This window comes from Gordonia sp. i37, assembly GCF_002043085.1.
Taxonomy (GTDB): domain Bacteria; phylum Actinomycetota; class Actinomycetes; order Mycobacteriales; family Mycobacteriaceae; genus Gordonia; species Gordonia polyisoprenivorans.
Genome location: NZ_MVPX01000006.1, coordinates 1 through 25,196, shown reverse-complemented (window position 1 = coordinate 25,196; position 25,196 = coordinate 1). Strand labels below are relative to the sequence as shown.

Annotated in this window: 21 protein-coding genes; 5 read left to right on the top strand and 16 right to left on the bottom strand. The window is 67.5% G+C overall.

The window, feature by feature from the left end:
* Positions 1-74: 74 nt before the first annotated feature.
* From B1964_RS00225 to B1964_RS00165, 13 genes are all read right to left on the bottom strand, one after another.
* Positions 75-791, bottom strand: a complete 717-nt coding sequence (locus B1964_RS00225; protein WP_006369034.1) for a PE-PPE domain-containing protein — start codon at positions 789-791, stop codon at positions 75-77.
* Between the two features lie 155 nt (positions 792-946).
* On the bottom strand, positions 947-2,518 hold the full coding sequence (locus tag B1964_RS00220; protein ID WP_079928354.1) for a class I adenylate-forming enzyme family protein: 1,572 nt from the start codon (positions 2,516-2,518) through the stop codon (positions 947-949).
* Positions 2,519-2,876: 358 nt separating this feature from the next.
* Positions 2,877-4,286 (bottom strand): cytochrome P450, encoded by a 1,410-nt coding sequence (locus tag B1964_RS00215; protein ID WP_006369036.1) that lies wholly within the window; start codon positions 4,284-4,286, stop codon positions 2,877-2,879.
* A gap of 135 nt (positions 4,287-4,421) precedes the next feature.
* Positions 4,422-5,936: an NAD(P)/FAD-dependent oxidoreductase gene (locus tag B1964_RS00210; RefSeq protein WP_079928353.1), complete on the bottom strand. Its 1,515-nt coding sequence runs from the start codon at positions 5,934-5,936 to the stop codon at positions 4,422-4,424.
* 99 nt (positions 5,937-6,035) lie between these two features.
* Entirely contained in the window at positions 6,036-6,440 is a 405-nt protein-coding gene (locus B1964_RS00205) for a hypothetical protein (protein ID WP_006369038.1), read from the bottom strand.
* Between the two features lie 104 nt (positions 6,441-6,544).
* Positions 6,545-7,546 (bottom strand): LacI family DNA-binding transcriptional regulator, encoded by a 1,002-nt coding sequence (locus tag B1964_RS00200; RefSeq protein WP_172398702.1) that lies wholly within the window; start codon positions 7,544-7,546, stop codon positions 6,545-6,547.
* A 29-nt stretch (positions 7,547-7,575) separates the two neighbouring features.
* Positions 7,576-9,045 carry a rhamnulokinase family protein gene (locus B1964_RS00195; protein ID WP_006369040.1) on the bottom strand — a complete coding sequence of 490 codons (1,470 nt, stop codon included), beginning with the start codon at positions 9,043-9,045 and terminating at the stop codon, positions 7,576-7,578.
* A complete protein-coding gene (locus B1964_RS00190) occupies positions 9,042-11,081 on the bottom strand; it encodes a bifunctional rhamnulose-1-phosphate aldolase/short-chain dehydrogenase (protein ID WP_079928351.1) in 2,040 nt (679 codons plus the stop codon). Before B1964_RS00190 ends, B1964_RS00195 begins: the two co-directional genes overlap by 4 nt.
* A 69-nt stretch (positions 11,082-11,150) precedes the next feature.
* Positions 11,151-12,311 (bottom strand): L-rhamnose isomerase, encoded by a 1,161-nt coding sequence (gene rhaI / locus B1964_RS00185; protein WP_006369042.1) that lies wholly within the window; start codon positions 12,309-12,311, stop codon positions 11,151-11,153.
* Positions 12,312-12,330: 19 nt separating this feature from the next.
* Positions 12,331-13,704 (bottom strand): MFS transporter, encoded by a 1,374-nt coding sequence (locus B1964_RS00180; protein ID WP_079928350.1) that lies wholly within the window; start codon positions 13,702-13,704, stop codon positions 12,331-12,333.
* A 62-nt stretch (positions 13,705-13,766) separates the two neighbouring features.
* Positions 13,767-14,114 (bottom strand): L-rhamnose mutarotase, encoded by a 348-nt coding sequence (locus tag B1964_RS00175; protein WP_079928349.1) that lies wholly within the window; start codon positions 14,112-14,114, stop codon positions 13,767-13,769.
* 121 nt (positions 14,115-14,235) lie between these two features.
* Positions 14,236-14,505 (bottom strand): WhiB family transcriptional regulator, encoded by a 270-nt coding sequence (locus B1964_RS00170; RefSeq protein ID WP_079928348.1) that lies wholly within the window; start codon positions 14,503-14,505, stop codon positions 14,236-14,238.
* Positions 14,506-14,535: 30 nt separating this feature from the next.
* A complete protein-coding gene (locus B1964_RS00165; protein WP_006369046.1) occupies positions 14,536-15,033 on the bottom strand; it encodes an HNH endonuclease in 498 nt (165 codons plus the stop codon).
* Between the two features lie 391 nt (positions 15,034-15,424).
* On the opposite strand from B1964_RS00165, the gene B1964_RS00160 reads away from it, so the two are divergent.
* Positions 15,425-17,002, top strand: coding sequence for a serine/threonine-protein kinase (locus B1964_RS00160; protein WP_079928347.1), 1,578 nt, complete (start codon positions 15,425-15,427; stop codon positions 17,000-17,002).
* A gap of 21 nt (positions 17,003-17,023) precedes the next feature.
* On the opposite strand, the gene B1964_RS00155 is transcribed toward B1964_RS00160, so the two are convergent.
* Together B1964_RS00155 and B1964_RS00150 are read right to left on the bottom strand one after the other, a co-directional pair.
* Positions 17,024-17,794: a M15 family metallopeptidase gene (locus tag B1964_RS00155; protein WP_079928346.1), complete on the bottom strand. Its 771-nt coding sequence runs from the start codon at positions 17,792-17,794 to the stop codon at positions 17,024-17,026.
* A 226-nt stretch (positions 17,795-18,020) separates the two neighbouring features.
* Entirely contained in the window at positions 18,021-19,241 is a 1,221-nt protein-coding gene (locus B1964_RS00150) for a helix-turn-helix domain-containing protein (protein ID WP_079928345.1), read from the bottom strand.
* A 148-nt stretch (positions 19,242-19,389) separates the two neighbouring features.
* Between B1964_RS00150 and B1964_RS00145 the strand changes: the two genes are divergently transcribed.
* Positions 19,390-20,904, top strand: coding sequence for an NAD(P)/FAD-dependent oxidoreductase (locus B1964_RS00145; RefSeq protein WP_079928344.1), 1,515 nt, complete (start codon positions 19,390-19,392; stop codon positions 20,902-20,904).
* A 20-nt stretch (positions 20,905-20,924) separates the two neighbouring features.
* On the opposite strand, the gene B1964_RS00140 is transcribed toward B1964_RS00145, so the two are convergent.
* On the bottom strand, positions 20,925-21,671 hold the full coding sequence (locus tag B1964_RS00140) for a UTRA domain-containing protein (RefSeq protein ID WP_006369051.1): 747 nt from the start codon (positions 21,669-21,671) through the stop codon (positions 20,925-20,927).
* Between the two features lie 82 nt (positions 21,672-21,753).
* On the opposite strand from B1964_RS00140, the gene B1964_RS00135 reads away from it, so the two are divergent.
* The 3 genes from B1964_RS00135 to B1964_RS00125 form a co-directional block, all read left to right on the top strand.
* Complete coding sequence (locus B1964_RS00135; RefSeq protein ID WP_079928343.1) at positions 21,754-23,184, top strand: sugar porter family MFS transporter; 1,431 nt, start codon at positions 21,754-21,756, stop codon at positions 23,182-23,184.
* Positions 23,181-24,101, top strand: a complete 921-nt coding sequence (locus tag B1964_RS00130) for a BadF/BadG/BcrA/BcrD ATPase family protein (protein ID WP_079928342.1) — start codon at positions 23,181-23,183, stop codon at positions 24,099-24,101. Before B1964_RS00135 ends, B1964_RS00130 begins: the two co-directional genes overlap by 4 nt.
* Positions 24,102-24,180: 79 nt before the next feature.
* Positions 24,181-25,196 (top strand): SIS domain-containing protein (locus B1964_RS00125; RefSeq protein ID WP_216354215.1); only part of this gene is annotated, 1,016 nt, incomplete at its 3' end.

Sequence of the window (25,196 nt, the reverse complement as noted above, 5' to 3'; positions counted from 1 at the left end):
CCCCCCGCCGACGGCGACATTCGGATGGAAGCTCCCGAGCAAGGACGCGGACTCGTGAGTCCGTCACCGCGCCGTCAGGGCGTCACCACATAGGTGGTGTGGCCGACGACGGCGCGGGTCATGTTGGCGGGATCGGTGACGGACTGTTGGGTGTAGTTGGAGTGGACGATCCACCGGCCGATGGTGTTCAGGTAATTCGAGGCGCTGAAGCTGGCGCCGTCGGGCCAGTTGTCGGTGTTGGCCCAGCCGTCCCAGCGGCGGCTGAGGTCGGTGACGGAGTACTGGGTGGTGTCCGGTGTGGGCAGCAGCTGAACGCCGTCGAGCGTTTTCCCGGGCGCTCCACCGAGACGTCGTTGTGGATTCCCGATCAGCACGAAGGAAAGCTCATCGGCGGCGGGGGCGCCCGGTTTGTTCGCGTAGTACCGGAGCCATTCCGAGGCGATCTGTGCACCGCGCGAGTAGCCGAAAACGATCTTCTTGCCGGGAGTATTCATGATTGCGGTGTTCAATGCGTCGCGCCCGGCATTCAATCCGGCCATCGTCAAATCGGCATTCGAGGGCACGGTCACCGGCGTGCCGTGCGACGGCGCGAACCCGCTCAACGTGGTGTTCATCAGGTCGAACAGGTTGCCGAGATTGAGATCCAATGGCTGACAGGTCAATACGGTCGTGGCCTGGGCGTCGGCCGGGGACTTGGCAGGGGCCGCATGAGCGGGAGCCGTGGTGATCAGTCCGGCGAGGACGGCGACGGTGGAGGCGAACAGGACAATTCGGGCACGCAGATGTTGCACTGAAGATCCATTCGTAACCCCCGTGTAATTGTGGACCCACAGGACACTACGCGGTGAAAGGCATTCCTGTCACCGCAGGAAATGTCGCGATCTGGTGTCAAGAAATGCGCAAAAGATTACATCGTCCCGACATTGTTGACGACGAGCGGTGAATGTCACCCGGCTGACGACAAATGACTCTTCTTGATGTCGGCTTTCTTGATCTTGCCCGACGGCGTGAGCGGCAGGGAATCGACGACGACGATCTCCCCGGGCTGCTTGTAGCGCGCGAGTTGCTCGGCGCACAGTGCCCGCAGTTCGGTCACGTCGACGGCGTCGTCGAGCACCACGAACGCCACGCCCACCTCGCCGTAGGTCTCGTCGGGCACCCCGAAGACCGCGGCCAGCACCACATGCGGATGCGACGTCAGCACGTTCTCGACCTCCGCGGGATACACGTTGTAGCCGCCGCGCACATACATCTCCTTGCGGCGCCCCCGCAGCACGATGTGCCCGTCGGGGCGCGCGGTCGCCATGTCGCCGGTGCGCAGCCAGCCGTCGGTCCCGAAGGCGTCGGTCGTGGCATCCGGACGCTGCCAGTACCCTGCCGCCACACAATCACCGGCGATCTGGAGTTCCCCGTCGACCCCGGCGTCGACCTCGTTGTCGTCGGCGTCGACGACACGCGCCCGGAAGTCGCCGATGGGAACGCCGAGGGTCTCGACGAGTGTGTCGAGATCGTCGCCCTCGGCGGAGATGATGCAGCCACCCGAGGTTTCCGACAGTCCGTACAGATTGGCCAGGCGTGCGCCGGGAAAGGCGTCGATGACGCGTCGCCCCAAGGCGGGATCGACATTCGACCCGCCGATCACACAGATCCGGACCCGCGAGAGGTCGGCGTCGGCGAACGTCGGCTCGGCCATCATCAACGCGAACATCGTCGGCACACCCACACACATGGTGGCGCCGTGCGCGACGATCGCGGCCAGCGACTGCTGCGGATGGAAGCCGGGCACCAGGATGAGTCGTGCGCCGACCGTCATTGCCGCGAGGACGGTGCACGTCAGGCCGCCGACGTGATTGAACGGCATGTGCGCGATCACCGCGTCGTCGGGACGTTGTCCGAGGTGAGCGGCCTGCGCACGCGCCGATGCGAGCAGGCTCGCGTGGGTGAGCATGGCGCCCTTGGGTGCTCCGGTGGTACCCGAGGTGTAGAGCAGCACCGCGGGCGTGAGGATTCCGACCGGCTCCCATTCGGTGTCGACGTCGGGTGCGGAATCGATGAGGTGCTGCCAGGTGCGGCTGGTCGAGAACCCGGCACCGTGCAGGAAGACGTAGTGATTCACCCCGGGCAGGCGTTTGCGGAAATCGTCGAGAAAGGAGACGAAATCGAAGCCGTGGTGTTCGGCCGCGCAGATGAGCACCGTCGCCCCGGACTCGTTGAGCATGTAGTCGAGTTCGGCCTCGCGGTAGAGGACGTTGAGCGCCACCACGGTCGCGCCGACCCGGGTGGCGCCGATCAGCGTGATGATCCACTCCGCGCAATTCGGTGCCGCGAGCGCCACCCGATCGCCCGGGCCGACGCCGATGGTGTGCAGTGCGCGGGCCAACTGGTCGGCGGTGTCGCGGACCTGCGCGTATGACCACGTGCCCTCGGGCGTGACGAGGAACGGGGCGTCGGGCGTGCGGGCGACGGCGTCGTCCATGAGCGTCGGGATCGTCGGTGCGGTACTGATCGGGTCGGTCATGGAGACTCCGTGGTCGGCGACGGCGCGTCGGTGAACGCGCCTACGCCGATGATGCCGGACGTCGGGGGCGGAGTCGTCGGGTTCGGGTTATCGCCTGGTCTCGAGACCGAGTCGTGCCGGTGGGCGTTCGGTGCGTTGTGGTCTGAAACCAGCACCGTGGCAGGCGGTCTCGAGGCTCGCCGCACGCGGCTCGCACCTCGACCAGCGGGGGGCGGCGTGCGGCTCGCGGTGGGAACGGTACGCGGCTCGCACCTCGACCAGCGGTGGGCGGCGTGCGGCTCGCGGTGGGAACGGCACGCGGCTCGCACCTCGACCAGCGGTGGGATCGGGTCGAGGTGCGGATCGGCGCGCGGCGGGGCTACCGCCTGCGGATGTCGATGGGCAGGCCGTCGGCGGGGGTGGGGCCGGTGCCATATTCGAGATCGAGGCGGTAGTCGGCGGGAACGGTCCACTCGAAGCGCAGCAGCATCTGGTGCAGGATCGACTTCACTTCCATCCCACCGAAATACAGGCCGATGCACTTGTGTGCGCCGCCGCCGAAGGGGGCCCAGGCGAAGCGGTGCACCTTGTCCTCGCGGCGCTCCGGGGAGAAGCGCCCGGGGTCCCACTTGGTCGGCTCGGGCCACCATTCCTCGCGCAGCATCGTCGCCCACGGGTGGATCGCGATGATGGTGCCCTCCGGCACGTAGTGGCCGAGGATGTCGGTGTCGGCGATGGCTTTTCGGAACAACATGCCGACCGGGGCGTTGATGCGCAGGGTCTCCTTGAACGCGAGGTCCATGCTGGGCAGGGCGTCCTGGTCGTCGTAGTCGAGGGTGTCCTTGCCCAGGGCCAGCGATTCGTCCCGAAGGCGTTGCTGCCATTCCGGATTGCGGCCCAGGTAGTGCGTCATCATCGACAGGGCGATGGTCGAGGTGTCGTGGGCGGCCATCATCACGAAGATCATGTGGTTCACGACGTCCTCGTCGGAGAACGTGTTGCCCTCGTCGTCCTCGCTGTGGCACAGCACCGAGAACAGGTCGTCGCCGTTTCCTGCGCGGCGGGCCGGGATCTCGGAGCGGAAATACTCCTGCAGCAACTCGCGCCCGCGCAGACCGCGCGCCCAGGTGAAGTTACCGACGTCGGCCCGGATGATCGCCTGCCCGCCGCGGACTGCGGCCTCGAAGGCCTGCTCGAGGCGGTGATTCTCCTCGGCGGCCAGTGTTGAGCCGACGAACACCTCCGACGCCAGCGACAGCAACAGTTCCTTGGTCTGGGTGTACATCGGGAACCCGCGTCCCACATCCCAATTCGCGAGGGTCTTCTCGATGTGGGGGGTCATGAGATCGAGGTAGCGGGTCAGTCGTGGTTTGGCGAACGCCTGCTGCATGATCCGGCGGTGGTGCATGTGCTCGCCGAAGTCCAGCAGCATGACCCCGCGCCGGAAGAACGGCCCGATGAGCGGCTCCCAGCCCTGCTCGCTGGAGAACGCCTTCTCGCGGTTCATCCACGCACACTCGATCGCCTCGGGGCCGACGAGGGTGACCATGTCCATGTTGAGCGACCCTGACCACGACACCGGCCCGTACTTCTCGAACCGCTCCATCGCGCTGCCGAGGGGATCGGCGAGTGCCTCGAAGGTGTTGCCGAAGAACGGCAGACCCGCGTCGCCCAACACCGGCTTCAGGCCGGAGCCGGCCGGCGGCTCGGCCAGCACCTTGGTGGGTCGTGGGTACACGGACGTGGCCGTTGCCAGCGCCTTCTGGAATCGCTTCGCCACCGTTGGCATCGTCTGACCTCCCACGTCGTCGGCGCGAGTACGCCGGGTCTACTAGACACAAATCGTAGCCTTTGTGTCAATGAGGTTCAGTGTACAAGTCGGATGTGGCCCTCGTCACCCCCATCGGGAATGGGTGCCGTGGCGTCACCCGTGGTCGGCGGCCACCGGCGCGCGACCGAATACCAGTCCGTCGTCGACCTTGTCGAGCCGGTGATCGAGCAGGTCGCGGTAATAGTTGTGCCGAACCTCCCACGCTCCACGCGTCCCCGACTTGGGGTAGGCCTCCGGCGAGCGCAGCACGTAACCCGCCTGTAGATCCCAGATCGACTTCGACGGCATCGACCGCTCGCCCAGATGCGGATAGGCGTGGGTGTAGCCGTGCTCGCGCATGTAGGCGACGAGCTCGGCGATCGACTGGGCGGTCATGTCGGCGCGCAGCGTCCACGACGCATTCGTATAACCCAGCGACCACGCGAGATTCGGCACGTCTTCGAGGAAGCGACTCTTGAACAGGAACCGGTCGTGCGGCTTCACCTCGGCGCCGTCGATGCGCAGGGTGATCCCGCCGAAGGCCTGCAATTGCAGGCCGGTGGCGGTGACGACGATGTCGGCGTCGAGATGACGCCCGGAGGTCAGGGTGACACCGGTGGCGTCGAGGCGCTCGATGTGGTCGGTGACCATCTCCACCGACCCCGACGCGATCGCCTGGAACAGGTCGGCGTCGGGAACCATGCACATCCGCTGATCCCACGGATCGTAGGTGGGGTTGAAGTGGACGTCGACGGGATAGTCCGCGGGCAGGTTCTTGACGACGCCGGAGCGGATGAGTTTGCGCCCCAGCGTGGGAAAGCGATGGGTGGCGTGCACCAGCGCGGCGGTCTGCAGCGCGTATCGGGACCGGATGACACGATGGGCCGCGTTGCGCGGCAATACTTTCCGCACCAGCGGCGCGAAGATCTGTTTCTGCGGCGAGGAGTAGATGTAGGACGGCGAGCGTTGCAGCATCGTCACGTGTGCGGCGGTACGGGCCAGCGCCGGGATGAGGCTGACCGCGGTCGCCCCGCTGCCGATGACGACGATGCGCTTGCCGGCGTAGTCGAGATCTTCCGGCCAGAGCTGCGGGTGGACGACCGGTCCGGTGAAGTCGTCGAGGCCGGGAAACGGCGGTGTGTAGGGGTGGTCGTAGTCGTAGTACCCGGTGGCCAGCGCGACGAAGCGACAGCGGTAGCGCTCGGCCGGGTGGGACTCGCCCTGCTCGACGGAGACCGTCCAGGTGTCGGTGCTCGAATCCCAGTCGGCGCCCTCGACCCGGCGATCGAAGCGCATGTGGGTATCGATGCCGTGAGCGTGGGCGGTGTGCACCAGATACTCGCGGATGTGCTCGCCGTCGGCGAGTGCCTCCGGTCGCCGCCACGGCTCGAACGGATAGCTCAGCGAGAAGATGTCGCTGTCGGAGCGCACACCCGGATACCGGAACAGATCCCAGGTGCCGCCGATCCGTGGGCGGCGCTCCAGGATGACGTAGCGCACGTCGGGATTGCGTTCGCGTAGGCGATAGGCGATGTCGATCCCCGACAATCCCGCTCCGATGATGACGACGTCGGTGTCGACGGTGATCGGCTCGTCGCCGCTGGTGGTGGGCTCGTCGGTAATTGTCACCGGTGACCTCCTCGTGATGCTCGTGCTCCCATCGTGTGACGAGCACGGGCGCGAGCGCAGCGAATCGGCCGAAGTCGGCGAGAAGTCGGGCCCGCGGGTTCAGCCGCGTGAGAGGTGGAAGGTCAGCAGGGTGGTGCGGCCGTTGATCGAGCGGCCCCAGTATCCGCCGCGGCCGTCGGGGGTCAGCTCGTCGCGGACGAATCCGACCGGCGTGCCGCTGTAGTCGATGACGACGACCTCGGCGTTGTCGAGCACCGAGCGCCCCGGATACACCCGGCCGGGGAACGCCCAGCCGATCGCGGTGTTGTTGATGACCGACGATCCGGTGAAGGACTTGCCGTACCAGACGGTGTTGCCCGGCGGGAAGCTGGTCACCGTCCCCGCGTAGTAGCCGCCGGGCATGGCGGGTGCGGCGTGCGCGGCGCCCGCTCCGATCAGGCCGGACACAGCTGCGGCGGTGACTGCGGCGATGGTGGCCGCGGTGCGAATTCGTGTGCGGGACATGAGAACTCCTCACCCGGGGGTGGGGCCCGGTCGTGGATTGCCCGACCTGTCTCCATGATCCCACGTCGGTGCCGGCGCGGAACCGATCGTGTCGGGGTCGAGTCCTATTCGTTGCCGACGGTGCTCGCGCGGGTGACGAGTTCCGGCTGGAACACGGTGTGTGTGGCCCGGTGATCCCGCGATGTCTCGGCGGCTCTCACCAACAGTTCGATGGCGGTCGCACCGATCCGTGCGGTCGGCTGCCGTACCGAGGACAACGGCACCACCGCCGACGCCGCGAAGTCGATGTCGTCGTAACCGATCAGGGCGATGTCGTCGGGGATGCGAACATCGGCCAGCATGGTCAGAGCCTGTAGGACACCGATCGCGAGGAGGTCGTTGGCGCAAAAGATGGCGTCGGGCCTCTCGTGACGAGGCCTGCGGTGCAGCGCTTCTCCCGCGGCACGACCGGCCAGGACGCTGAGCGTCGGCGTGTCGATCACTTCCAGCTCTGCCGAATCGATCTGGGCCACCGCCATTTCCGCACCGCGGCGGCGGTCGGCGACCTGACGCAGGCCGGCCGGTCCGCCGATGAACGCGATCCGACTGCGCCCGAGCGTGAGAAGGTGTTCCACCGCGAGGCGGCCACCGGCGACGTCATCGACGGCGACCGAATCGAACGGGGTGCCGGTGCCGTCCCGGTCGACGAGCACCACCGGCACGCCGCGCCGGTGCAGCGCGGTCAGTCGCGCGAGGTCGTCGCCGATCGGCGAGACGAGTACCCCGAACACGCGCTGCTCGTCGAAGGCATCGATGTAGGCGCGTTCGCGGGCGGGGTCGTCGTCGGAGGTGCCCAACAAGACGGTGAGGCCGTGCTCGCCCGCCGCTCGTTCGGCCGAGCGGGCGACGTCGGTGAAGAACGGGTTGCCGACGTCGAGGACGACCAGACCGACGCTGCGCGAGCGGCCGGCACGAAGCTGGCGGGCGGCGTCGTTACGGACGAATCCGAGGTCGTCGATGGCTCGGCGGACCCGCTCCACCGTCGCGGGAGCCACCTTTTCCGGTGCGTTGAGCACGTTCGACACGGTGCCGACCGACACGCCCGCCGACGCCGCCACCTCCCGCATGCTCACGCTCACCCATCCATCTCACCAGATCACGCCCCGGCCAGATCGAAGGACGGTGCTGTGCCCACCCGCGGCAGGAACCGTTGGACGGAGACGTTGCGGGCGACGAACTCGCGCAGGGCGTGTAGCTCGCCGTCGAGGAGACCATGGGCGCGTGCGGTCAGCAGCACGTTGCCGAGTGCGGTGGCCTCCACCGGACCGGCGAGGACGGGCAGACCACTGCGGTCGGCGGTCAGCTGGCACAACAACCGGTTCTGGGCACCACCGCCGACGAGGTGGATGCGGTCCACACCGGTGCCCGACAACTCGGCGGCCACGCGGACGGTCTCGGCGAATGCGGCGGCGAGACTGTCGACGATGGCGCGCACCAGCTCCGCCGGTCCGCGCGGCGCACGCAGTCCGCGGTCGCGGTACCACCGGCCGATGCGTTCGGGCATGTTCCCGGGCGCGAGGAACATCGGGTCGTCGGTGTCGAAGACCTCGACCGGCTCCGACACCGACGCCGCCCCGGCGAGCAACTCGTCGAGATCGGCGCGCATGCCGTCGCGTCGAAACCGGCGCACCGTCTCGCTGAGCAGCCACAGACCCATCACATTGCGCAGGAACCGCGTGGTGTTCTCGACGCCGACCTCGTTGGTGAAGTTGGCCTCGCGCGCCGCCTCGGAGAGCACCGGCGCGGTGGTCTCCACACCCACCAAACCCCAGGTGCCACAAGAGATGTATGCCGAGGAATCTGGGTCCATCGGGATGGCCGCGATCGCCGAGGCGGTGTCGTGGGAGGCAACGGTGGTCACCGACACCGATGACGGGAGGCCCAACGGTGTGGCGATCTCCGGCAGCACTCCGCCCAGAGATCTACCGGGCTCGGTCAGATCGGGAAAGAGGTTGTCCGGCAGCGAGAGTTGCCGGGTCAACGAGCGATCCCAGGAGCCGTCGACACCGAGTAGTCCGGTGGTCGAGGCGTTGGTGCGTTCGGTGGCCCGCTCGCCGGTGAGCCAGTATCCGATGAGGTCGGGGATCAGCAACGCCGAATCGGCGATGTCGAGCAGTCCGGCCGCGTGATCGGCGGCGAGCTGATAGACGGTGGTGAACGGCAGGAACTGTAAGCCGTTACGCCGGTACAGCTCTGCGGGCTCGATGATCTCGTGGACCGCCTCGACACCGCTCGCGCTGCGTGGGTCGCGATAGTGGTGGGGCACACCGAGCAGACGACCGTTGCGCATGAGGCCGTAGTCGACGGCCCAGGAGTCGACACCGATCCCGACGAGCCGGTCGCTGTGCCTGCCCGCCTCTGCCAGTCCGGCGCAGGCGGCGCCGAACAGTCCGGGAAGATCCCAGTGCAGTGCCGTGCGGGAGCCGTCGAACAGGTGGACCGGGGTGTTGGCGAACCGTGCCGCCTGCTCGAGTTCGATTCGGCCGGGCGCGATGTCGGCGACCATGACGCGACCACTGGTGGCGCCGAGGTCGATGGCCGCGACCTGGCCGGAGGCGGCTCTCATCGCAGGAATGCCGCGGCCACACCGGCATCGACGGGGACGTGCAGGCCGGTGGTGTGACTGAAATCGGAGGTGCACAGCGCGAATGCGGCGTTGGCGATGTTCTCCGGCAACACCTCTCGCTTGAGCAGGGTGCGCTGGGCGTAGAACGCGCCGAGATCCTTCTCCTCGACACCGTAGACCGCAGCACGTTGCGCACCCCAGCCACCGGCGAAGATCCCCGATCCGCGGACCACACCGTCGGGGTTGATGCCGTTGACCTTGACGCCGTGCTCACCGAGCTCGGCGGCCAGCAACCGCACCTGGTGCGCCTGATCGGCTTTCGTCGCCGAGTAGGCGATGTTGTTGGGTCCGGCGAACACCGAGTTCTTCGACGAGATGTAGAGGATGTCGCCGCCGAGTTTCTGCTCGATCAGCGCCCGCGCCGCTGCCTTGGACACCAGGAACGATCCGCGTGCCATCACGTTGTGCTGCAGATCCCAGTCGGCGGCGGTGGTCTCGAGCAACGATTTCGACAGCGACAGCCCGGCATTGTTGACGACGAGGTCGATGCCCCCGAACGCCAGGACGGTGGCATCGACGGCCGCCTGCACGGCGGCCTCGTCGGTGACGTCGGCGGCGATGCCGATGGCGACATCGAAGGTGCCGATCTCCGCGGCCGCGGCCTGGGCCTTCTCGGCGTCGAGGTCGGCGATCACCACGCACGCACCCTCGGCGGCGAGCCGGGTGGCGATGGCCTTGCCGATTCCCGAGGCCGCCCCGGTGACCAGCGCGATCCGGGTGGCCAACGGTTTGGGTGCGGGCATGCGGGCCAGCTTGGCCTCTTCCAGAGCCCAGTATTCGATCCGGAATTTCTCGGCCTCGTCGATCGGGGAGTAACTCGAGACGGCCTCGGCGCCGCGCATGACGTTGATGGCGTTGAGGTAGAACTCGCCGGCGACGCGTGCGGTCTGTTTGTCCTTGCCGTAGCTGAACATTCCGACGCCGGGTACGAGAACGATGGCCGGGTCGGCGCCGCGCATCGCCGGGGACTCGGCGGTCGCGTGCCGCTCGTAGTAGGCGGCGTAGTCGGCGCGGTAGGCGTGGTGCAGTTCGGCGAGACGCTCCTTGCAGTCCTCGATCGAGGCGTCGGCCGGCAGGTCGAGCACCATCGGCTTGACCTTGGTGCGCAGGAAGTGGTCCGGGCAGCTGGTACCCAGACCGGCGAGGCGGGAAAGTTCACTGCCGGTGAGGAATTCGAGGACCGGTGCGGTGTCGGTGAAGTGGCCGACCTGCGGGCGATCGGTGGAGGCCAGGCCCCGGATGAACGGTGCCAGTGCGGCCGCTTTCGCGCGACGCTGCTCCTCGGGCAGTGCGCCGAAGCCGTCCACCGGCGCGCCGAACGGTTGATCCTTGCCGTTGCTGTCGATGAATTCCTCGGCGGCCGCGATGATCTCGAGGGAGCGCACTTGGGCTTCCTCGGAGGTGTCACCCCAGGCGGTGATGCCGTGACCGCCGAGGATGCAGCCGATGGCCTGGGGATTGGCGGCCTTGATGGCCGAAATGTCGAGTCCGAGCTGGAACCCCGGACGCTGCCACGGCACCCACACCACCCGGTCACCGAAGATCTTCTGGGTCACCGCCTCCCCGTCGGCGGCGGTGGCGATCGCGATCCCGGAATCGGGGTGCAGGTGATCGACGTGGGCGGCGTCGACGAGTCCGTGCATCGCGGTGTCGATGGACGGCGCGGCCCCACCCTTGCCGTGCAGGCAGTAGTCGAACGCGGCGACCATCTCGTCCTCGCGCTCGACGCCCGGATAGACATCGACCAGTGCCCGCACGCGATCGAGCCGCAACACGGCCAGCCCGCTTTCGGTCAGGGTGCCGAGATCGCCGCCGGAACCCTTGACCCACAACAGATCGACGTCCTCCCCGGTGACGGGGTCGACGTCGGTGCCCTTGGCCGAGGTGTTGCCGCCGGCGTAGTTGGTGTTCTTCGGGTCGGCGCCGAGGCGATGGGAACGAGCGATCAGCGCGGCGACGGTCGGGTTGGTGGTCACGAAAAGACTCCTTGGCGAGATGTTCTGGGAGAAAGGGGTTCAGGGGCGACGGCGCTGGCGGATCCGTGCTCACGCGCCCCACGACGACGGGGTGCCGCCGACGCGATCGGCCGCGATCTGCTCGGCGTATCCGGACTGCGCGAATGCGCGCATCGGGTCGGCCGGCAGGCCCCTTTCGGTGCGGCGTTGCGCGAGCATCGGGCGTACGTCGGTGTAGAACGCATCCATGAAGACGGCGTTGGCGCCCAACACATCACCCGCGTCCTGTGCAGCCGTCAACGCCTCGGTGTCGATGGACAGGGCACGCGCGGTCATCTCCTCGACGTTGAGGACCGAGCGGATCTGGCCGGGGATCTTCTCCTCGACGTTGTGGCACTGATCGAGCATGAGCGCGACGGTGGAGTCGGCGTCGAGGCCGCCGCCCCGGATCACCTCGACCATGATGCGGAACAACTGGAAGGGGTCGGCGGCGCCGACGATGAGGTCGTCGTCGGCGTAGAAGCGTGAGTTGAAGTCGAACGAACCGAGACGTCCGAGTCGCAGCAGTTGCGCGACGATGAACTCGATGTTGGTGCCGGGGGCGTGATGTCCGGTGTCGAGGCAGACGGCGGCACGCTCGCCGAGCGCGGTCACCTGCGCATACGAGGTACCCCAGTCGGGGACGTCGGTCATGTACATCGCGGGCTCGAAGAACTTGTACTCCAACACAAGTCGCTGACCCTCACCGATGTGTTGATAGATCGCGGCCAGGGACTCGGCGAGCCGGTCCTGGCGTCCGCGGATGTCACCCTGGCCCGGGTAGTTGGTGCCGTCGGCGAGCCAGATCTTGAGATCGGACGAGCCGGTCTCACCCATGATCTCGATGCAGGCCAGGTGGTGGTCGATCGCCTTCTGGCGCACCGTCTTGTCGACGTGGGTCAGCGAACCGAACTTGTAGTCGTCGTCCTGGAAGGTGTTGGAGTTGACGGTGCCCAGGGTGACGCCGAGATCAGTGGCGTAGCTGCGCAGGGCTGCGTAGTCGTCGACGGTGTCCCACGGGATGTGCAGGGCCACAGAGGGAGCCAGGCCGGTCAGCCGATGGACGGTGGCGGCGTCGGCGATCTTCTCCTCGATGGTGCGAGGGGTGCCCGGCGTGCTGAACACCTTGAAGCGGGTGCCGGAGTTGCCGAATGCCCACGAGGGCAGTTCGATGGCGAGATTGTCGAGGAGGGTCAGGTCGGGGGAGGTCATCACGCGGTCCTTCGAGAGCTCAGGCGACGGTGCGCGACTCGGCGGCCGCCGGCAGCCCGGTGGCGGTGGCGGCGGAATCGGTGGTGGTCAGGGGAGCGGCGTCGGCGCGCTCGACCGGTGCGCCGTAACGTTCGACCTCGATCTGCTGCAACGTCTTACCCCGTGTGTGCGGCGCGAACACCGCGCCGATGATCAGAGCGACGGTCAGCAGACCCACCAGCAGGCTGCCGACGACGGGGAGTCCGGTGGCGGCGAGCAGGGTCGGGAAGAAGTAGCTCAGCAGGCCGGTGAAGGTGCGGACGACGAAGAACATGATGCCCTGCGCGCTGGCGCGATATGGGGTGGCGAACAGTTCGCTGGCCCAGAGGCTGTAGAACGCCTGGGCGCCGATGCCGCTGGAGATTCCCCACAGGATCGCGAACGTCAACATGGTGGGGATGCCGCTGGAGGTGAAGGCCACCAGCACGATCCAGGCGATGATGCCCAGGACGGCACCGATGATGTACAGCAACCGTTGCGACATCTTGTCGGCGAAGCGCATGAACCCGAAGTACGTCGCCGCGACGGTGCAGCCCCACACGAGGACCTGCAGCAGATTCTGTTGGACGGCGCTGTGCAGTCCGGCGGTGTCGTACACCCGCGGCATGAAGATGCCCGCCTGGCCTGCGACGGTGTTCCAGAACAGATAGATGCCGCCGAGGAACAGCAGGGCGGTGATGTTGACCTTGCGGGAGAACAGGCCGCGTAGTCCGCGCGCGCCGACGCTCGAGGCGAGTTGCCGGGTTTCGCCCCGGCCCTCTTCCTTCCAGATGGTCGACTCGTGCAGGCCCTGCCGGATCCACCAGACCACGGCGGCGACGACGAACAGATGCAGGAAGATCAGCCGGGACCCGAGCAGACCCAATGGTGCGAGGGCGGCGGCCAGTGCGAAGCCGATCAGCGGGCCGATCGACCAGGCCAACTGCGCGGTTCCCACGTGCTTGGCGCGTTCGGTCGTCGGCGCCTGCTCGGCGATGTAGGTCCAGGAGGCGGGGACGCCTGCGCCGACGGCGATGCCGGTGATGATGAATGCGGCCAAGAGCATCCCGAAGTTCACCGCGTATGCGGCGATCAGCACGCCGACCATGTAGACCAGCAGATCGTAGGTGTAGATGGCTTTGCGGCCGAAGCGATCACACAGCGGACCACCCAGAGCGGCGCCGATCGCCGCGCCGAAGGCGTTGGCGCTCAACGCGGCCAGCAGACCGACGGCGAAGTTGCTGATGCCGAAGGCGTCCTGCCAGAAGGTGAGGCTGGTTGCGATCGCGATGATCGATCCGGCCTCGATGTAGTTGGACATGGCCACCGAGATGGTGGCACGCCAGCCGGTCGTGGAGCGGGCTCCTACTTTCATGATGATCCTCGGGGTGTCGGTGTTCAGTAGAGAACGGCGGGTGAGTGGGGGTCAAGGGGTGATCAGTCGAGGTGGAAGTACTCGTCGAGCCGGAGCGCGGTGGTCGGTGCGGCGTCGGGAGTCGGGGTATCGGTGTCGGGCGGCAGAAAGAAATCCGACATGTGGGCCTGCCAGCGGGTGTTGACGTCGGTGGCGGCGAGATCGGTCACGGCGCGGGCGTAGTCGTCGGTCTCCAGGTATCCGACGACGACGTGCTCGGCGGGGTGCAGGAACAGCGAGTAGTTGCGCCATCCGGTGCGCTCGAGCGCGTCGAGCATCTCCGGCCAGACGTGCTCGTGGGCGGTGAGGTAATCATCAATGCGGTCGGGCCGCAGGCGCATGACCAGGCACACTCGTTCGGTCGTGGGCATCGGACCTCCGTTTCCGCACGAATGAAACGTTTCAATTCGTGATGGGAGGCACAGTAGCGCGTGTTTTGTGATCCGGTCAAGAGCCCGGGTGCGCCTCACTGGGTGAGACGGACCCGGGCTCTCACGGCCGCGGCCGGCCGTTCTCCAACCGGACGCCACCCCAGACGCCGCTCATCCGGTTGCGTCGGCCCCAATGTTCGCAGCCGGCCCGGATCGGGCAGGCCGCGCACACCGACGCGGCATGGGAGTAGTCGTCGGTGGGAAAGGGGAACCAGTCCTCGGGATTCTCGTCGACGGCCGCACAGGCGGCTGCCGCCCAGTCGACGTCGAGGGTGGGCCGTAACAGCATCGACAGTGGCAGCGAGAGGGGACGCAACTCCGGGGCGGTCATCGGCGGTCTTCTCTCCCCGCCTACCGGCGGTTACTCGAGTTGTCGTCCGAGAGTGAACAACTCCCAGACTTCCTTCTGGTCCTGTGCCCACGGGTCATAGACGAACGGTGCATGGCGCAGGGCGATTCCGGCTTCTCGCGGTGTGCGATCGGCCTTGAAGCCGTTGCACGACTTGCATGCCGCGACCTGATTACCGAACGTCGATGCGCCACCGCGTGATTGGGGCATGATGTGGTCGACGGTGTCGGCCGGGCCCTCGCAGTACGCGCAGATCCACTGATCGCGACGCAGGATCGAGGCGCCAGAGGCGTAGGAGTCCATCGTCTTTCCGGCGTACGGACGGTAGGCATCACGCTTGATCGCGACCACCTGATGAATGGGCAGGCTGATGCTCGGCGAATGCACGGTGCGCACCAGGGGGGTGCCCTCGACGTTGCGCGCGACGCCGGTGGTCAACAGGACCGCGGCCCGGCGCCAGGTGACGCGCGCGAGTATCTGCAAACCGGCGTTGGTGACGAAAATGGTCATGGCTACTCCTGAAAGACGATGACGAACTCTGCTGGGAGCGTCACCGTTTCCGGATCAGCCGCAGAGGTTTCCGGGGCCGGTGGCGCAGGGATGGAATCGATACATCGGGGCCGTCGTGCGACCGTCGTCCGACAGTCCACGCCGACAACCGAATTCGTTGTCGTCTCGCCATGCGATATGCGAGATCATCTGCGCCACCTCCCTTCGTCGTCTCGTGTGTGACAGCGCGCCCAGGGTACCGCCGCTTCGCGGAGGCGTCCAGGATTTAACGGGGGTCGCGAGATGAACATCTGACTGCCTCGGGTGTCCGTCACGCGGCCGAATTGTCCGGAGTCTGCTGGAATGGGCCGGGTGTGGTTGTCATGGTGAACGGGCACCCAGCAATGAGGAGATGGTCGTGGACGATGCCGGCGCGCCACTGCGTGAGAACGATGTGGTCGGCGGGTACACGATCATCGGCCACCTGGGCTCCGGCGGGATGGGCACCGTCTATCTCGTCGCGCATCCGCGACTGCCCCGCCGGCAAGCCCTCAAGGTGTTGTCGTCGAGCCTGGGAGCCAATCCGGAATTCCGCGAACGCTTTCGCCGTGAGGTCGATCTTGCGGCCCGCCTCGATCACCCGAACATCGTTGCCGTGCAGGACGCCGGTATCGACGGCGACACCATGTGGATGGCGATGCAGTACGTCGAGGGCACCGATGCGGCAGCGATCCTGCGCGAGGCGACCGAACCGCTGCCCGCCGCCCCGATCGTCGACCTCATCACCCAGGTGGCCGCAGGTCTCGACCACGCCCACGCGCAGGGCACGCTGCATCGCGACGTCAAACCGGCCAACATCCTCGTCACCCCGGCCTGGGACCGGCCCGCCTCGGCGCGCCGCGCACTGATCGCCGACTTCGGGATCGCCCGGTTGATGTCGGAATCCACCGGGCTCACCGCAACCGGCAATGTGATCGCCACGCTCGCCTATGCCGCTCCGGAGATGTTCACCGACACCGCGCTCACCCCGGCCGTCGACGAGTACGCCCTGGGCTGCACACTCTACGAACTGCTCACCGGCGGGGCGGTGTTCGACCGGACCGACGCGGCCGGACTGATCAGCGCACACACCCACGCGCCCGTGCCGCGATGCACGGCGCTGCGCCCCGACCTTCCCGAGGCGATCGACGACGTCATCGCGCAAGCGCTGGCCAAGCGCCCTGACGAGCGTCACGGCTCCGCAGGCGCCTTCGCGGCGGCAGCGGCACGCGCGGTGGCCACCAACCCGCGCCCGACGACGATCGTCGGTGTTCAGCAGCCGGCCCCGGCCACGATCCTCGGTCCGCACCAGACACCCGGACGCGGTGACGGTCTGCGTCCACCACCGCCGCCGCGCGGACCGCGACCGATGGGCGTGCCGACTGCGCCGCCGCCGATGGGTGTGCCGTCTGCGGCGATGCCGATCCAGCCTGTTCCGGCACCGCCCGCGCGCAAACGTCATGGCGTGCTGCCGTGGCTCCTCGCCGGACTCGCACTGATGCTCGTGGGCGCCATCGTCGCGGTCGTGCTGGTCGCGACGCGGGGCACCGATACCTCGACAGGGTCGTCACCGGCCGCGGCGTCGGCGCCCACCGTTGCACCGACCACCGGACAAACGACCCTGCCCGTGGCAGCCTCGCTCGCCGGGAACTGGCGTGGCAGTGTGACCGGGGATCAGACCGGATTCGACGTCGTCGCGCAGATATCCGATACCGCACCGCTCACCGCGATCGTCCACTACCCGCAACTCGGGTGCGCGGGTACGTGGGCGGAGAACTCGCGGCGGGGATCGACGGTCACCCTGACCGAGCAGATCACCCAAGGCACCTGCGTCACCTCGCAGATCGAGGTGACGCCGTCCGCCGATGGCACGGTGGCCTACCGGTCGAGCTACTACTCCCAATCCCAGGGGCGGACCCTGGTCATCACCTCGGTGTTGCGCCGGAGCTGAATGGTGTTCTGGGCCGGAGCCTCACGTCACCGGGACGTCGATGATCGGCCGCGCGACGTCGGCACCGGCACCGTCGAAGTGCCACCACTCACCGGAATAGACCGACAGCCCGCCCGCCGACATGGCCGCGCGCAGACGCGCGCGGTTGCGTTGCGCGGCAACCGGAACCCCTTCCGTCGCGAAGGCCGTGGCCTGCGGGGTGAACGAGTCGAAGTCGGTACCCATGTCGACCAGACACTGGTCGGCGATACGTCTATCGACCGGACACCCGGGCTGGTGCGTCGCCAGTGTGACATCCACCGACCGCCCCGACTCGTGGCTGCGTGAGTACGGCCCGGGTGCGGCGACCCACGCCGGGTCGGGCACTTTCTCGAACATGGTCTGCTGCACCGAGTGCGGCCGGTAGCAGTCCCAGAACACCAGGGTGTCACCGGATGTGCGCAGCGCCGCCGCGGCGGTGCGCAGTCCGTCGGCCAGGGACTCGTGGACGAGACACCGTGCGCCCGTCGGGTAGAGCTGTATTCCGACGAAGTTGTGCGGCGTCGCGTAACGCAGATCGACGATGGCCGACGGCACCACCGATCGCACATCGACGAATCCCACCTGTCGAGCAGCTGCCGACACCGGCGGAATCGGCGCTGACGAGGACACCGGGCGGATTGCCGTTGATGACGTGGCGGAGGTCGACGACGGTGAAGTCGGCTGCGAGGTGGTGGAGGGTCCGGTGCATGCGGTGAGCAGGGTGACGCTCACCGCGAGCGCGGCGGTGGACGCCCACCGGAGACGGGTCATGGGTCTGTTTGTAGCACGGGTGCGGTTCGGGCTGGGTAGTTTGTGATGGTTGTGGTTCGGAGTGGTGAGCCGGAACCAGCTGTGGGGCAATGGGTCTCGAGGCTCGCCGCACGCGGCTCGCACCTCGACCATCTTCTTCCGCTGGTCGAGGAGCGCCGAGCGAGCGCAGCGAGCACGTCGCGTCTCGAGACCGCCGCACGCCGACGCCGAAACGCATCCGACGCCTTCACTCCCGCCAGCGCAGGACCTCGAGGGCCGCGGCCACGTCGACGACGGTGTCGGCGAGCGGGCGGGGCAGCAGGGCGTCGGCGCGGTCGAGACGGCGGATCACGGTGTTGCGGTGGGTGTAAAGCACTTCGGCGGTGCGAGAGGTGTTGCACTGCAGCCTGATCCAGGTGCGCAGCGTCTCGATGAGATCGGGGTCGGCATCGGCGAGATCGCCGAGGGTGTCGGTGACGAAGTCGTCGCCCGCTGCGGTGTCGGAGGTCAAGAGCGACACCAAACGGATGTCGTCATAGTGGACGATCTGGCGCGTCGCACCCAGCCGGGCATGGCGCCGTTGGGTGGTCATCGCCTGGAAGTGGCTGGATCGGAATCCGTCGACGTCGGTGCCGGGTCGGCCGGCGGAGACGCGGACGTCGGGCAGGGACGACAGGTCGGGTGCGCCGAGCCCGTCGACCGGGAGCCACAGCCACCAGGAGGTGGCGCTGGCGGTGACCGTCAGTCGCGTGGTCGCCTCCGCGGAGCGGGCGAGGATGTCGGCTGCAGCCTCGAGATCCGGTGCGGCGTCGGGCGTCGCGCTCCACAGCACGACCGAGATGTGTGGGCCGGCGAGGCGATAGCCGAGTTGCGCCTCGGCGCGCGCCGACGGGATCGGCGCGCCTTCGAGAACGAGGGTGACGGCCTCGCGCCGACGGGCATGTGTGCCGCGCGCGAGTTCTTCGCGTTCGGCGCGCATCTGCTCGCTCATCGCGGTGACCGTGTCGTCGATGAACGTCGAGATCGACAGCGAGGTCACGTCGAGGAGTTCACGGAGTTCGGCGGGGTCGGTGGTGAGACCGAAGCAGATGTCCATCCACAGGCGCCACGCGACGCTCTGTGCGGTGCGGAACGCGTCGAGCGAGGCTTCGTCGAGCCCGCGTCGCACCAGGTCGTGGGTGGCGAGCATGATCTCGGGAGTCAGTTGCGCGGGTACCCGCTCGCCGGGCGATTCGATGTTGTGTAGTGCCCAGCGTGAGGTGTTGGCCCAGTTCGTGCGGCGCGTGCCCGCCGCCAGCACCGGGTCCTCGGCGACCGCACGCATCCGGGCCCCGGACAGCGACGCCTCGTGGAGTTGTTCGACCCACGGCTCCGGCGGATCGAGGATCAGTTGCGCGCCGGCGCGGATCAGCTCCTTCGTACGTGCCGACACCTGCGGCCACTCAATGTCCATGTGCACATTGTGCACCGTGGCCTGAGCTCATCATGGGCATAATGTCGCTGGCGTGATCGGCCGGACGAAGGCATCCTGGATCGTGACAATGCTGAGTGTCATATTGGAGTGAGCGTCACAGCCACGCCCCGACACCGGCGAGGCCCAGCCCCGAGGAGAGATCGTGCCCCAGACCACCACCCCCGTCGAGACCGTCGACGTGCTCATCGTCGGTGCCGGGATCTCCGGCATCGGTGCCGCCCACTATCTGACGACGATGGTGCCGCAGAAGTCCTTCGTGATCCTCGAGGGCCGCGACGTGGCAGGCGGCACGTGGAATCTGTTCAAGTACCCGGGCATTCGCTCGGACTCGGATCTGCACACCTTCGGGTTCGAGTTCAAGCCGTGGACCGACAAGCAGTCCATCGCCGACGCCCCGCGCATCCTCGACTACCTCTACGAGGCGATCGACGAGGACAACATCGGCGACAAGATCCGCTACCAGCACAAGGTGCACGCGGCGCAGTGGTCGTCGCAGGAATGCCTGTGGACGGTCGACATCGAGCGCACCGACACCGGCGAGCGGTTCCAGATGAAGGCCAACTGGCTGTTCTCCGGCGCCGGCTACTACAACTACGACGAGGGCTTCACCCCGCAGTTCGAGGGGCGCGAGCGCTTCCGCGGGCAGATCATCCATCCGCAGCACTGGCCCGCCGACCTCGACTACGCGGGCAAGAAGGTGGTGGTGATCGGCTCCGGCGCCACGGCGGTGACACTGCTGCCCGCGATGGCCAAGACCGCAGGCCACATCACCATGCTGCAGCGCACCCCGACCTACATCGTCCCGCTGCCCAAGCACGATCCGGTCGCCAACATCGGCCGCGCCATCCTCGGAGACAAGCGCGGCTACGCGCTCGCACGCGCGAAGAACATTGCGCAGCAACGTGTTCTCTACGAAGCCTGCCAGCGTTTCCCGAAGGCGTCGCGCAAGGTGATCCGTGCGATCAACAAGAAGCTGCTGCCCGAGGGCTTTGACGTCGACAAGCACTTCAACCCGCCCTACAACCCGTGGGATCAGCGGTTGTGCGCGGTGCCCGACGGCGACCTGTTCCGCACCATTCGGCAGGGCAAGGCATCGGTGGTCACCGACCGCATCGCAACCTTCACCGAGAACGGGATCCTGCTCGAAAGCGGTGAGGAACTCGAGGCCGACGTCATCGTCACCGCCACCGGATTGAATCTGCAGCTGTTCGGCGGCGTCGCGCTGAGCATCGACGGTGAGCCCGTCTCGATGCCCGACACCGTCGCCTACCGCGGCTTCATGCTCAGTGGCGTACCGAATTTCGCGCTCGCCATCGGCTACACCAACTCGTCGTGGACCCTCAAGGTGGGCCTGCTGTGCGAGCACTTCTGCCGACTGCTCGCCTACATGGATGCCCGCGGGTATCCGGCGGTGCGCCCGATCGCCGACCCCGGCATGCCGACCCGCCCGTTGCTCGATTTCGGGGCCGGCTACGTGCAGCGGTCGCTCGAGAATCTGCCGAAACAGGGTGTGGCAGAACCGTGGACGATGTCGATGAGCTACTACCGGGACCGTAAGTCCTTCGACTCCGATGTCGCCGACCCGAACCTGGAATTCACGCGGACACTGCCGGCGCAGTCCGGCGCCGATGCGCAATTGGAGTCGGCGAGCGCCTGATCGGCGTTCATCACCCCCCATCACCCTCCGAGGCGACCGCGTGCGACGAACCGCACGCGGTCGCCTCGGTAGTAGGAGCGGGTCCACTCGACGCAGGTCCCGTCCGCGTCGCGTGAAGTGCGCTCGATCTGGAGCAGCGGGGTCCCGGTGGCGACCCGCAGGTACGCCGCCTGATCGGGGACGGCGAGTGCGGTCTGCACGCTGTCCTCGACGTCGCAGATGACGATCCCGCGGGCCCGTAGCGTCGCATACAGCGAGCCGCTCGCGGCGACGGCGTCCGCGAAATCGTCGAATTCGCCTGGGATGTGCGCGGTTTCGAGCGCCAGTGGCTCGTCGTTGACGATGCGCAGACGGGTGAGCCGATGGACGGGGGTGCCCGTCGGGACCTCCAGACGCACGGCGAGGTCGGTGTCGGCCGGCGCGTGGCCGGCGTCGAGGATCTCCGAATCCACGGTGCGGCCCTGCGCGCCGAGGTCGTCGCTGAATGACGTCAGCTGCCGCACGTGCACCAACTTCGGTGGCGTGACGAAGTTTCCGCTGCCCTGAGTACTGCTGAGCACGCCCTCGGCGGTGAGTTCGGCCAACGCCCGGCGCAGGGTTGTACGCGAGGTACCGAGTTCGGTGGCGAGCTTGCGCTCGGGAGGTAACGACATTCCCGGTTCCAGGTCGCCGATGCGCTGTTGGAGCGCAACCTTGACCTGGAAGTACCGCGGTCCGCGGTTGCGTGTTGTCGCAGGAGGCGTCGGCATGAATGCGAGCGTACCCATTGACGAACCAGATTGGTATATGCCAATCTGAGACCGCCAACACATTGGTATACACCAATCCAGACCTCGCGGAGGTACCCCGATGACGACCTATCCGGCAACCAGACCACCGGTCGGGACAAGACGCACGTCCGGACTGATGGTGGGTATCGCCGCCGCCAGCATCGGCGTGATCTACGGCTACGACAGCAGCAACATCGGCGCCGCCCTGAAGTTCATCGGCGCCGACTTCGGCCTCGGCGATGCCGGCAAGCAGGCACTCGCGACTGCGGTCGTGATCGGCGAGATCGTGGGCGCCATCGGGGCCGGCTGGCTGGCCAACCGCCTCGGCCGTAAGCGTTCGATGCTCCTCGTCGCGGCCACCTACTGCCTGTTCGCGCTGTTCAGCGCGCTGTCGCCGACCCACGACGTCCTTCTCGTGGCGCGGCTGCTCCTCGGCGTGACCGTCGGTGTGTCGATCGTGGTGGTACCGGTCTTCGTCGCCGAATCCGCCCCACCACGCTCGCGCGGAGCGATGCTGGTGGCCTATCAGGTCGCGACCATCGTCGGCATCATCGGCGGCTACGTGGTCGGGTACTTCCTCGCCGGCCACGGCGCCTGGCGCTGGATGCTCGGCATCGCCGCGATCCCGGCGCTCGCGGTGACCGCCCTGGTCGCCGTCATGCCCGACACCCCGCGCTGGTACGTCTCCAAGGGACGGTTCGACGAGGCCCGGGCGACGTTGCGCAACATCGAACCCGACGCCGACATCGACGCCGAGATCGCCGAGATGCGGCAGGCGCTCACCGAGGAATCCGGCGGCTCGCTCGGCGAGATGTTCCGCCGACCCTGGATTCGCGCGACCGTCTTCGTCGTCGGACTGGGCTTCCTCATCCAGATCACCGGCATCAACGCCGTCGTCTACTACAGCCCGAAGCTGTTCGAGGACATGGGTTTCACCGGTGACTTCGGCACCTTGATGCTGCCGGCCTTCGTGCAGATCGCCGGTCTGGCCGCGGTGCTGATCTCGCTGTTCACCGTCGACCGGTTGGGCCGACGCCCGATCCTGCTGGGCGGGATCGGCGCCATGGTGATCGCGACGGTCGTGCTGATCATCACCTACGGTCCACTGCACGGCGCCGGTACCACCGCGCACGTGCTGGGATTCGCGGGCCTGGTCCTGTTCACCATGGGATTCTCCTTCGGCTTCGGCGCGCTGGTCTGGGTGTACGCCGGCGAGGCGTTCCCGGCGCGGCTGCGCGCCAACGGATCGTCGCTCATGCTGACCTCGGATCTGGTGGCCAATGCGATCGTCGCCGCGTTCACGCTCTCGCTCATCAACGTCATCGGGGGTGCGGGCACCTTCGCGGTCTTCGGCGGATTCGCGCTGGTCGGACTGGTGTTCGTCTTCTTCCTGGCGCCGGAGACCAAGGGCCGTAAGCTCGAAGACATCCAACACTATTGGCGCAGCGGTGGCCGGTGGCCCGAAGCGATCGCCGACGCGTCGCCCCGACAGACCAAGGTTGTCCGATGAGTATCGTCACCGACCCATCAGACGCGAACCCCAGCGTCACCCTCGCCTTCGACATCGGCGGATCGAAGACCCACGCGGTGCGCGCCGAGAACGGCACCGTCGTCGCCGAGACCATCGTCGGCAGCGCCAATGTCTCCTCCATGGGGGTGGAGGAGGCCGGACGTCAACTCGACGCCGCGATCGAGAAGCTCGGTGGTCCCGACGGTGTGCACACGGTGCTGGCCGGATCGGCCGGTGTCGACACCCCGGCGAGTGTCGAACGTCTGGAAAACCTTCTGGCCCAGCGTGTTCCGGGAGCACGGGTCGGGGTCGTCCATGACACCCACCTGATCCTCGCCGCCGCGGGCCTCGATGAGGGCATCGCGGTGATCTCCGGCACCGGTGCGGTCGCCTGGGGCCGGCGTGACGGGTGTTCACGTCGGGCCGGCGGGTGGGGACACCTGCTCGGCGACGAGGGCAGCGGCTATTGGGTTGCGCGCGAGGTGGTTCGGCGTGCCTTGCACGACAACGATCAGGGGCTGGCCCCGGCACCGCTGTCGCTGCGCCTGGCGGAGGAGTGCGGGGTCGGCGAGGTACTCGACCTGCATGACCTGTTCTACACACGTGCCGATCGCCAATATTGGGGGCGCCGTTCCCATGTCGTGTTCGAGCGCGCCGCGGTCGCCGACGAGCGTGCCCTGGAGATCGTGGAGGCCGCGGCCTACGCACTGGCCGAACTCGTCGGCACGGTCGCCCAGATGCTCGGATCGACCGGACCGGTGGTCCTCGCCGGCGGTCAGGTGGTCCATCAGCCCTTGTTACAGAACCGGATTCGCGAACTCGTCGCACCGATGGGCATCACCGACATCCGCGTCCTCGAGGTCGATCCGGTCCACGGTGCGGTGCGCCTGGCCGCATCCCTCGTCGACGCCCACTGACCCACTGACCGGCCCACCGGCCGAGACTTCTCGAAGGAGACCCATGAACACCGTCCTCACCGACCGACCCGGACACCTGATGGCCGCCGAGATCGCCGAACAACCCGACGTCTGGCGAAATCTGTTGCGCGACGGGCATGCCGAGATTCGAGATGTTGCTGCTCGGATCGCCGCGCGTCGACCACGATTCGTGCAGTTCGTTGCACGCGGCACCAGCGACCATGCCGCGCTCTACGGCAAGTATCTGATCGAGATCCGCCACGGACTGCCCGCCGGACTGGTCTCACCGTCGACGATGACGGTGTACGGCGCCCGCCCGGACCTGCGCGACGTGCTCTACATCGCGGTCAGCCAGTCCGGCGGGTCGCCCGATCTGGTGCAGTCGGTGCAGGTGGCCCGGGAGCGGGGAGCGCTCACGGTGGCGATCACCAACGCCGCGGCGTCACCGCTGGCCGACGCCGCGGAGTTCGACCTGCAGGTCCATGCCGGAGCCGAACGGTCGGTGGCCGCCACCAAGTCCTACACCGCGGAACTGCTTGCGCTGTATCTGCTCTCGGAGTCGATCCTCGGCCGCGACGGTGCTGCTGCTGCGTCGGCGCTACCCGATCTGGGGGACCGGGTCCTCGACGGGGAGGATCGGGTGCGAGAGGTGGCGCAGCGGTATCGGTTTGCGCAGCGGCTCGTGACGACCGGCCGCGGTTACTCGTATCCGACGGCTCGCGAAGCGGCGTTGAAATTGATGGAGACTTCCTACTTGTCGGCGCAGGCGTTCTCCGGCGCCGACCTGTTGCACGGGCCGTTGGCCACCGTCGACCCGCAGGTGCCGGTGCTCGCGGTGGTTCCCGAGGGTGCCGGCGGCGCGGCAATGCAGCCGGTGCTGGAGCGGCTCGCCGAACGCGACGCCGACGTGTTCGGAGTCGGGGCCGCCGAGTATGTGTCCGGGCTGACCGGTGGTTTCGTGTTGCCGACGGGAGCGCCGGATGCGTTGTCGCCGTTGCTCGAGATCATCCCCTTCCAGCAGCTCGCCCTGCACCTCGCGGTCGCCCGCGGCGGTGATCCGGACACCCCTCGCGGTCTGCGCAAGGTCACCGAGAC

What these genes read in the sequence shown, in the direction of transcription:
- B1964_RS00215 (WP_006369036.1), bottom strand. Translation starts at nt 4,286, where the DNA reads ATGCCAACGGTGGCGAAGCGATTCCAGAAGGCGCTGGCAACGGCCACG.
- B1964_RS00175 (WP_079928349.1), bottom strand. Translation starts at nt 14,114, where the DNA reads ATGCCCACGACCGAACGAGTGTGCCTGGTCATGCGCCTGCGGCCCGAC.
- B1964_RS00160 (WP_079928347.1), top strand. Translation starts at nt 15,425, where the DNA reads ATGGTCGTGGACGATGCCGGCGCGCCACTGCGTGAGAACGATGTGGTC.
- B1964_RS00195 (WP_006369040.1), bottom strand. Translation starts at nt 9,045, where the DNA reads ATGAGAGCCGCCTCCGGCCAGGTCGCGGCCATCGACCTCGGCGCCACC.
- B1964_RS00200 (WP_172398702.1), bottom strand. Translation starts at nt 7,546, where the DNA reads ATGCGGGAGGTGGCGGCGTCGGCGGGCGTGTCGGTCGGCACCGTGTCG.
- B1964_RS00205 (WP_006369038.1), bottom strand. Translation starts at nt 6,440, where the DNA reads ATGTCCCGCACACGAATTCGCACCGCGGCCACCATCGCCGCAGTCACC.
- B1964_RS00130 (WP_079928342.1), top strand. Translation starts at nt 23,181, where the DNA reads ATGAGTATCGTCACCGACCCATCAGACGCGAACCCCAGCGTCACCCTC.
- B1964_RS00220 (WP_079928354.1), bottom strand. Translation starts at nt 2,518, where the DNA reads ATGACCGACCCGATCAGTACCGCACCGACGATCCCGACGCTCATGGAC.
- rhaI (WP_006369042.1), bottom strand. Translation starts at nt 12,311, where the DNA reads ATGACCTCCCCCGACCTGACCCTCCTCGACAATCTCGCCATCGAACTG.
- B1964_RS00165 (WP_006369046.1), bottom strand. Translation starts at nt 15,033, where the DNA reads ATGACCATTTTCGTCACCAACGCCGGTTTGCAGATACTCGCGCGCGTC.
- B1964_RS00135 (WP_079928343.1), top strand. Translation starts at nt 21,754, where the DNA reads ATGACGACCTATCCGGCAACCAGACCACCGGTCGGGACAAGACGCACG.
- B1964_RS00155 (WP_079928346.1), bottom strand. Translation starts at nt 17,794, where the DNA reads ATGACCCGTCTCCGGTGGGCGTCCACCGCCGCGCTCGCGGTGAGCGTC.
- B1964_RS00140 (WP_006369051.1), bottom strand. Translation starts at nt 21,671, where the DNA reads ATGGGTACGCTCGCATTCATGCCGACGCCTCCTGCGACAACACGCAAC.
- B1964_RS00170 (WP_079928348.1), bottom strand. Translation starts at nt 14,505, where the DNA reads ATGACCGCCCCGGAGTTGCGTCCCCTCTCGCTGCCACTGTCGATGCTG.
- B1964_RS00180 (WP_079928350.1), bottom strand. Translation starts at nt 13,704, where the DNA reads ATGAAAGTAGGAGCCCGCTCCACGACCGGCTGGCGTGCCACCATCTCG.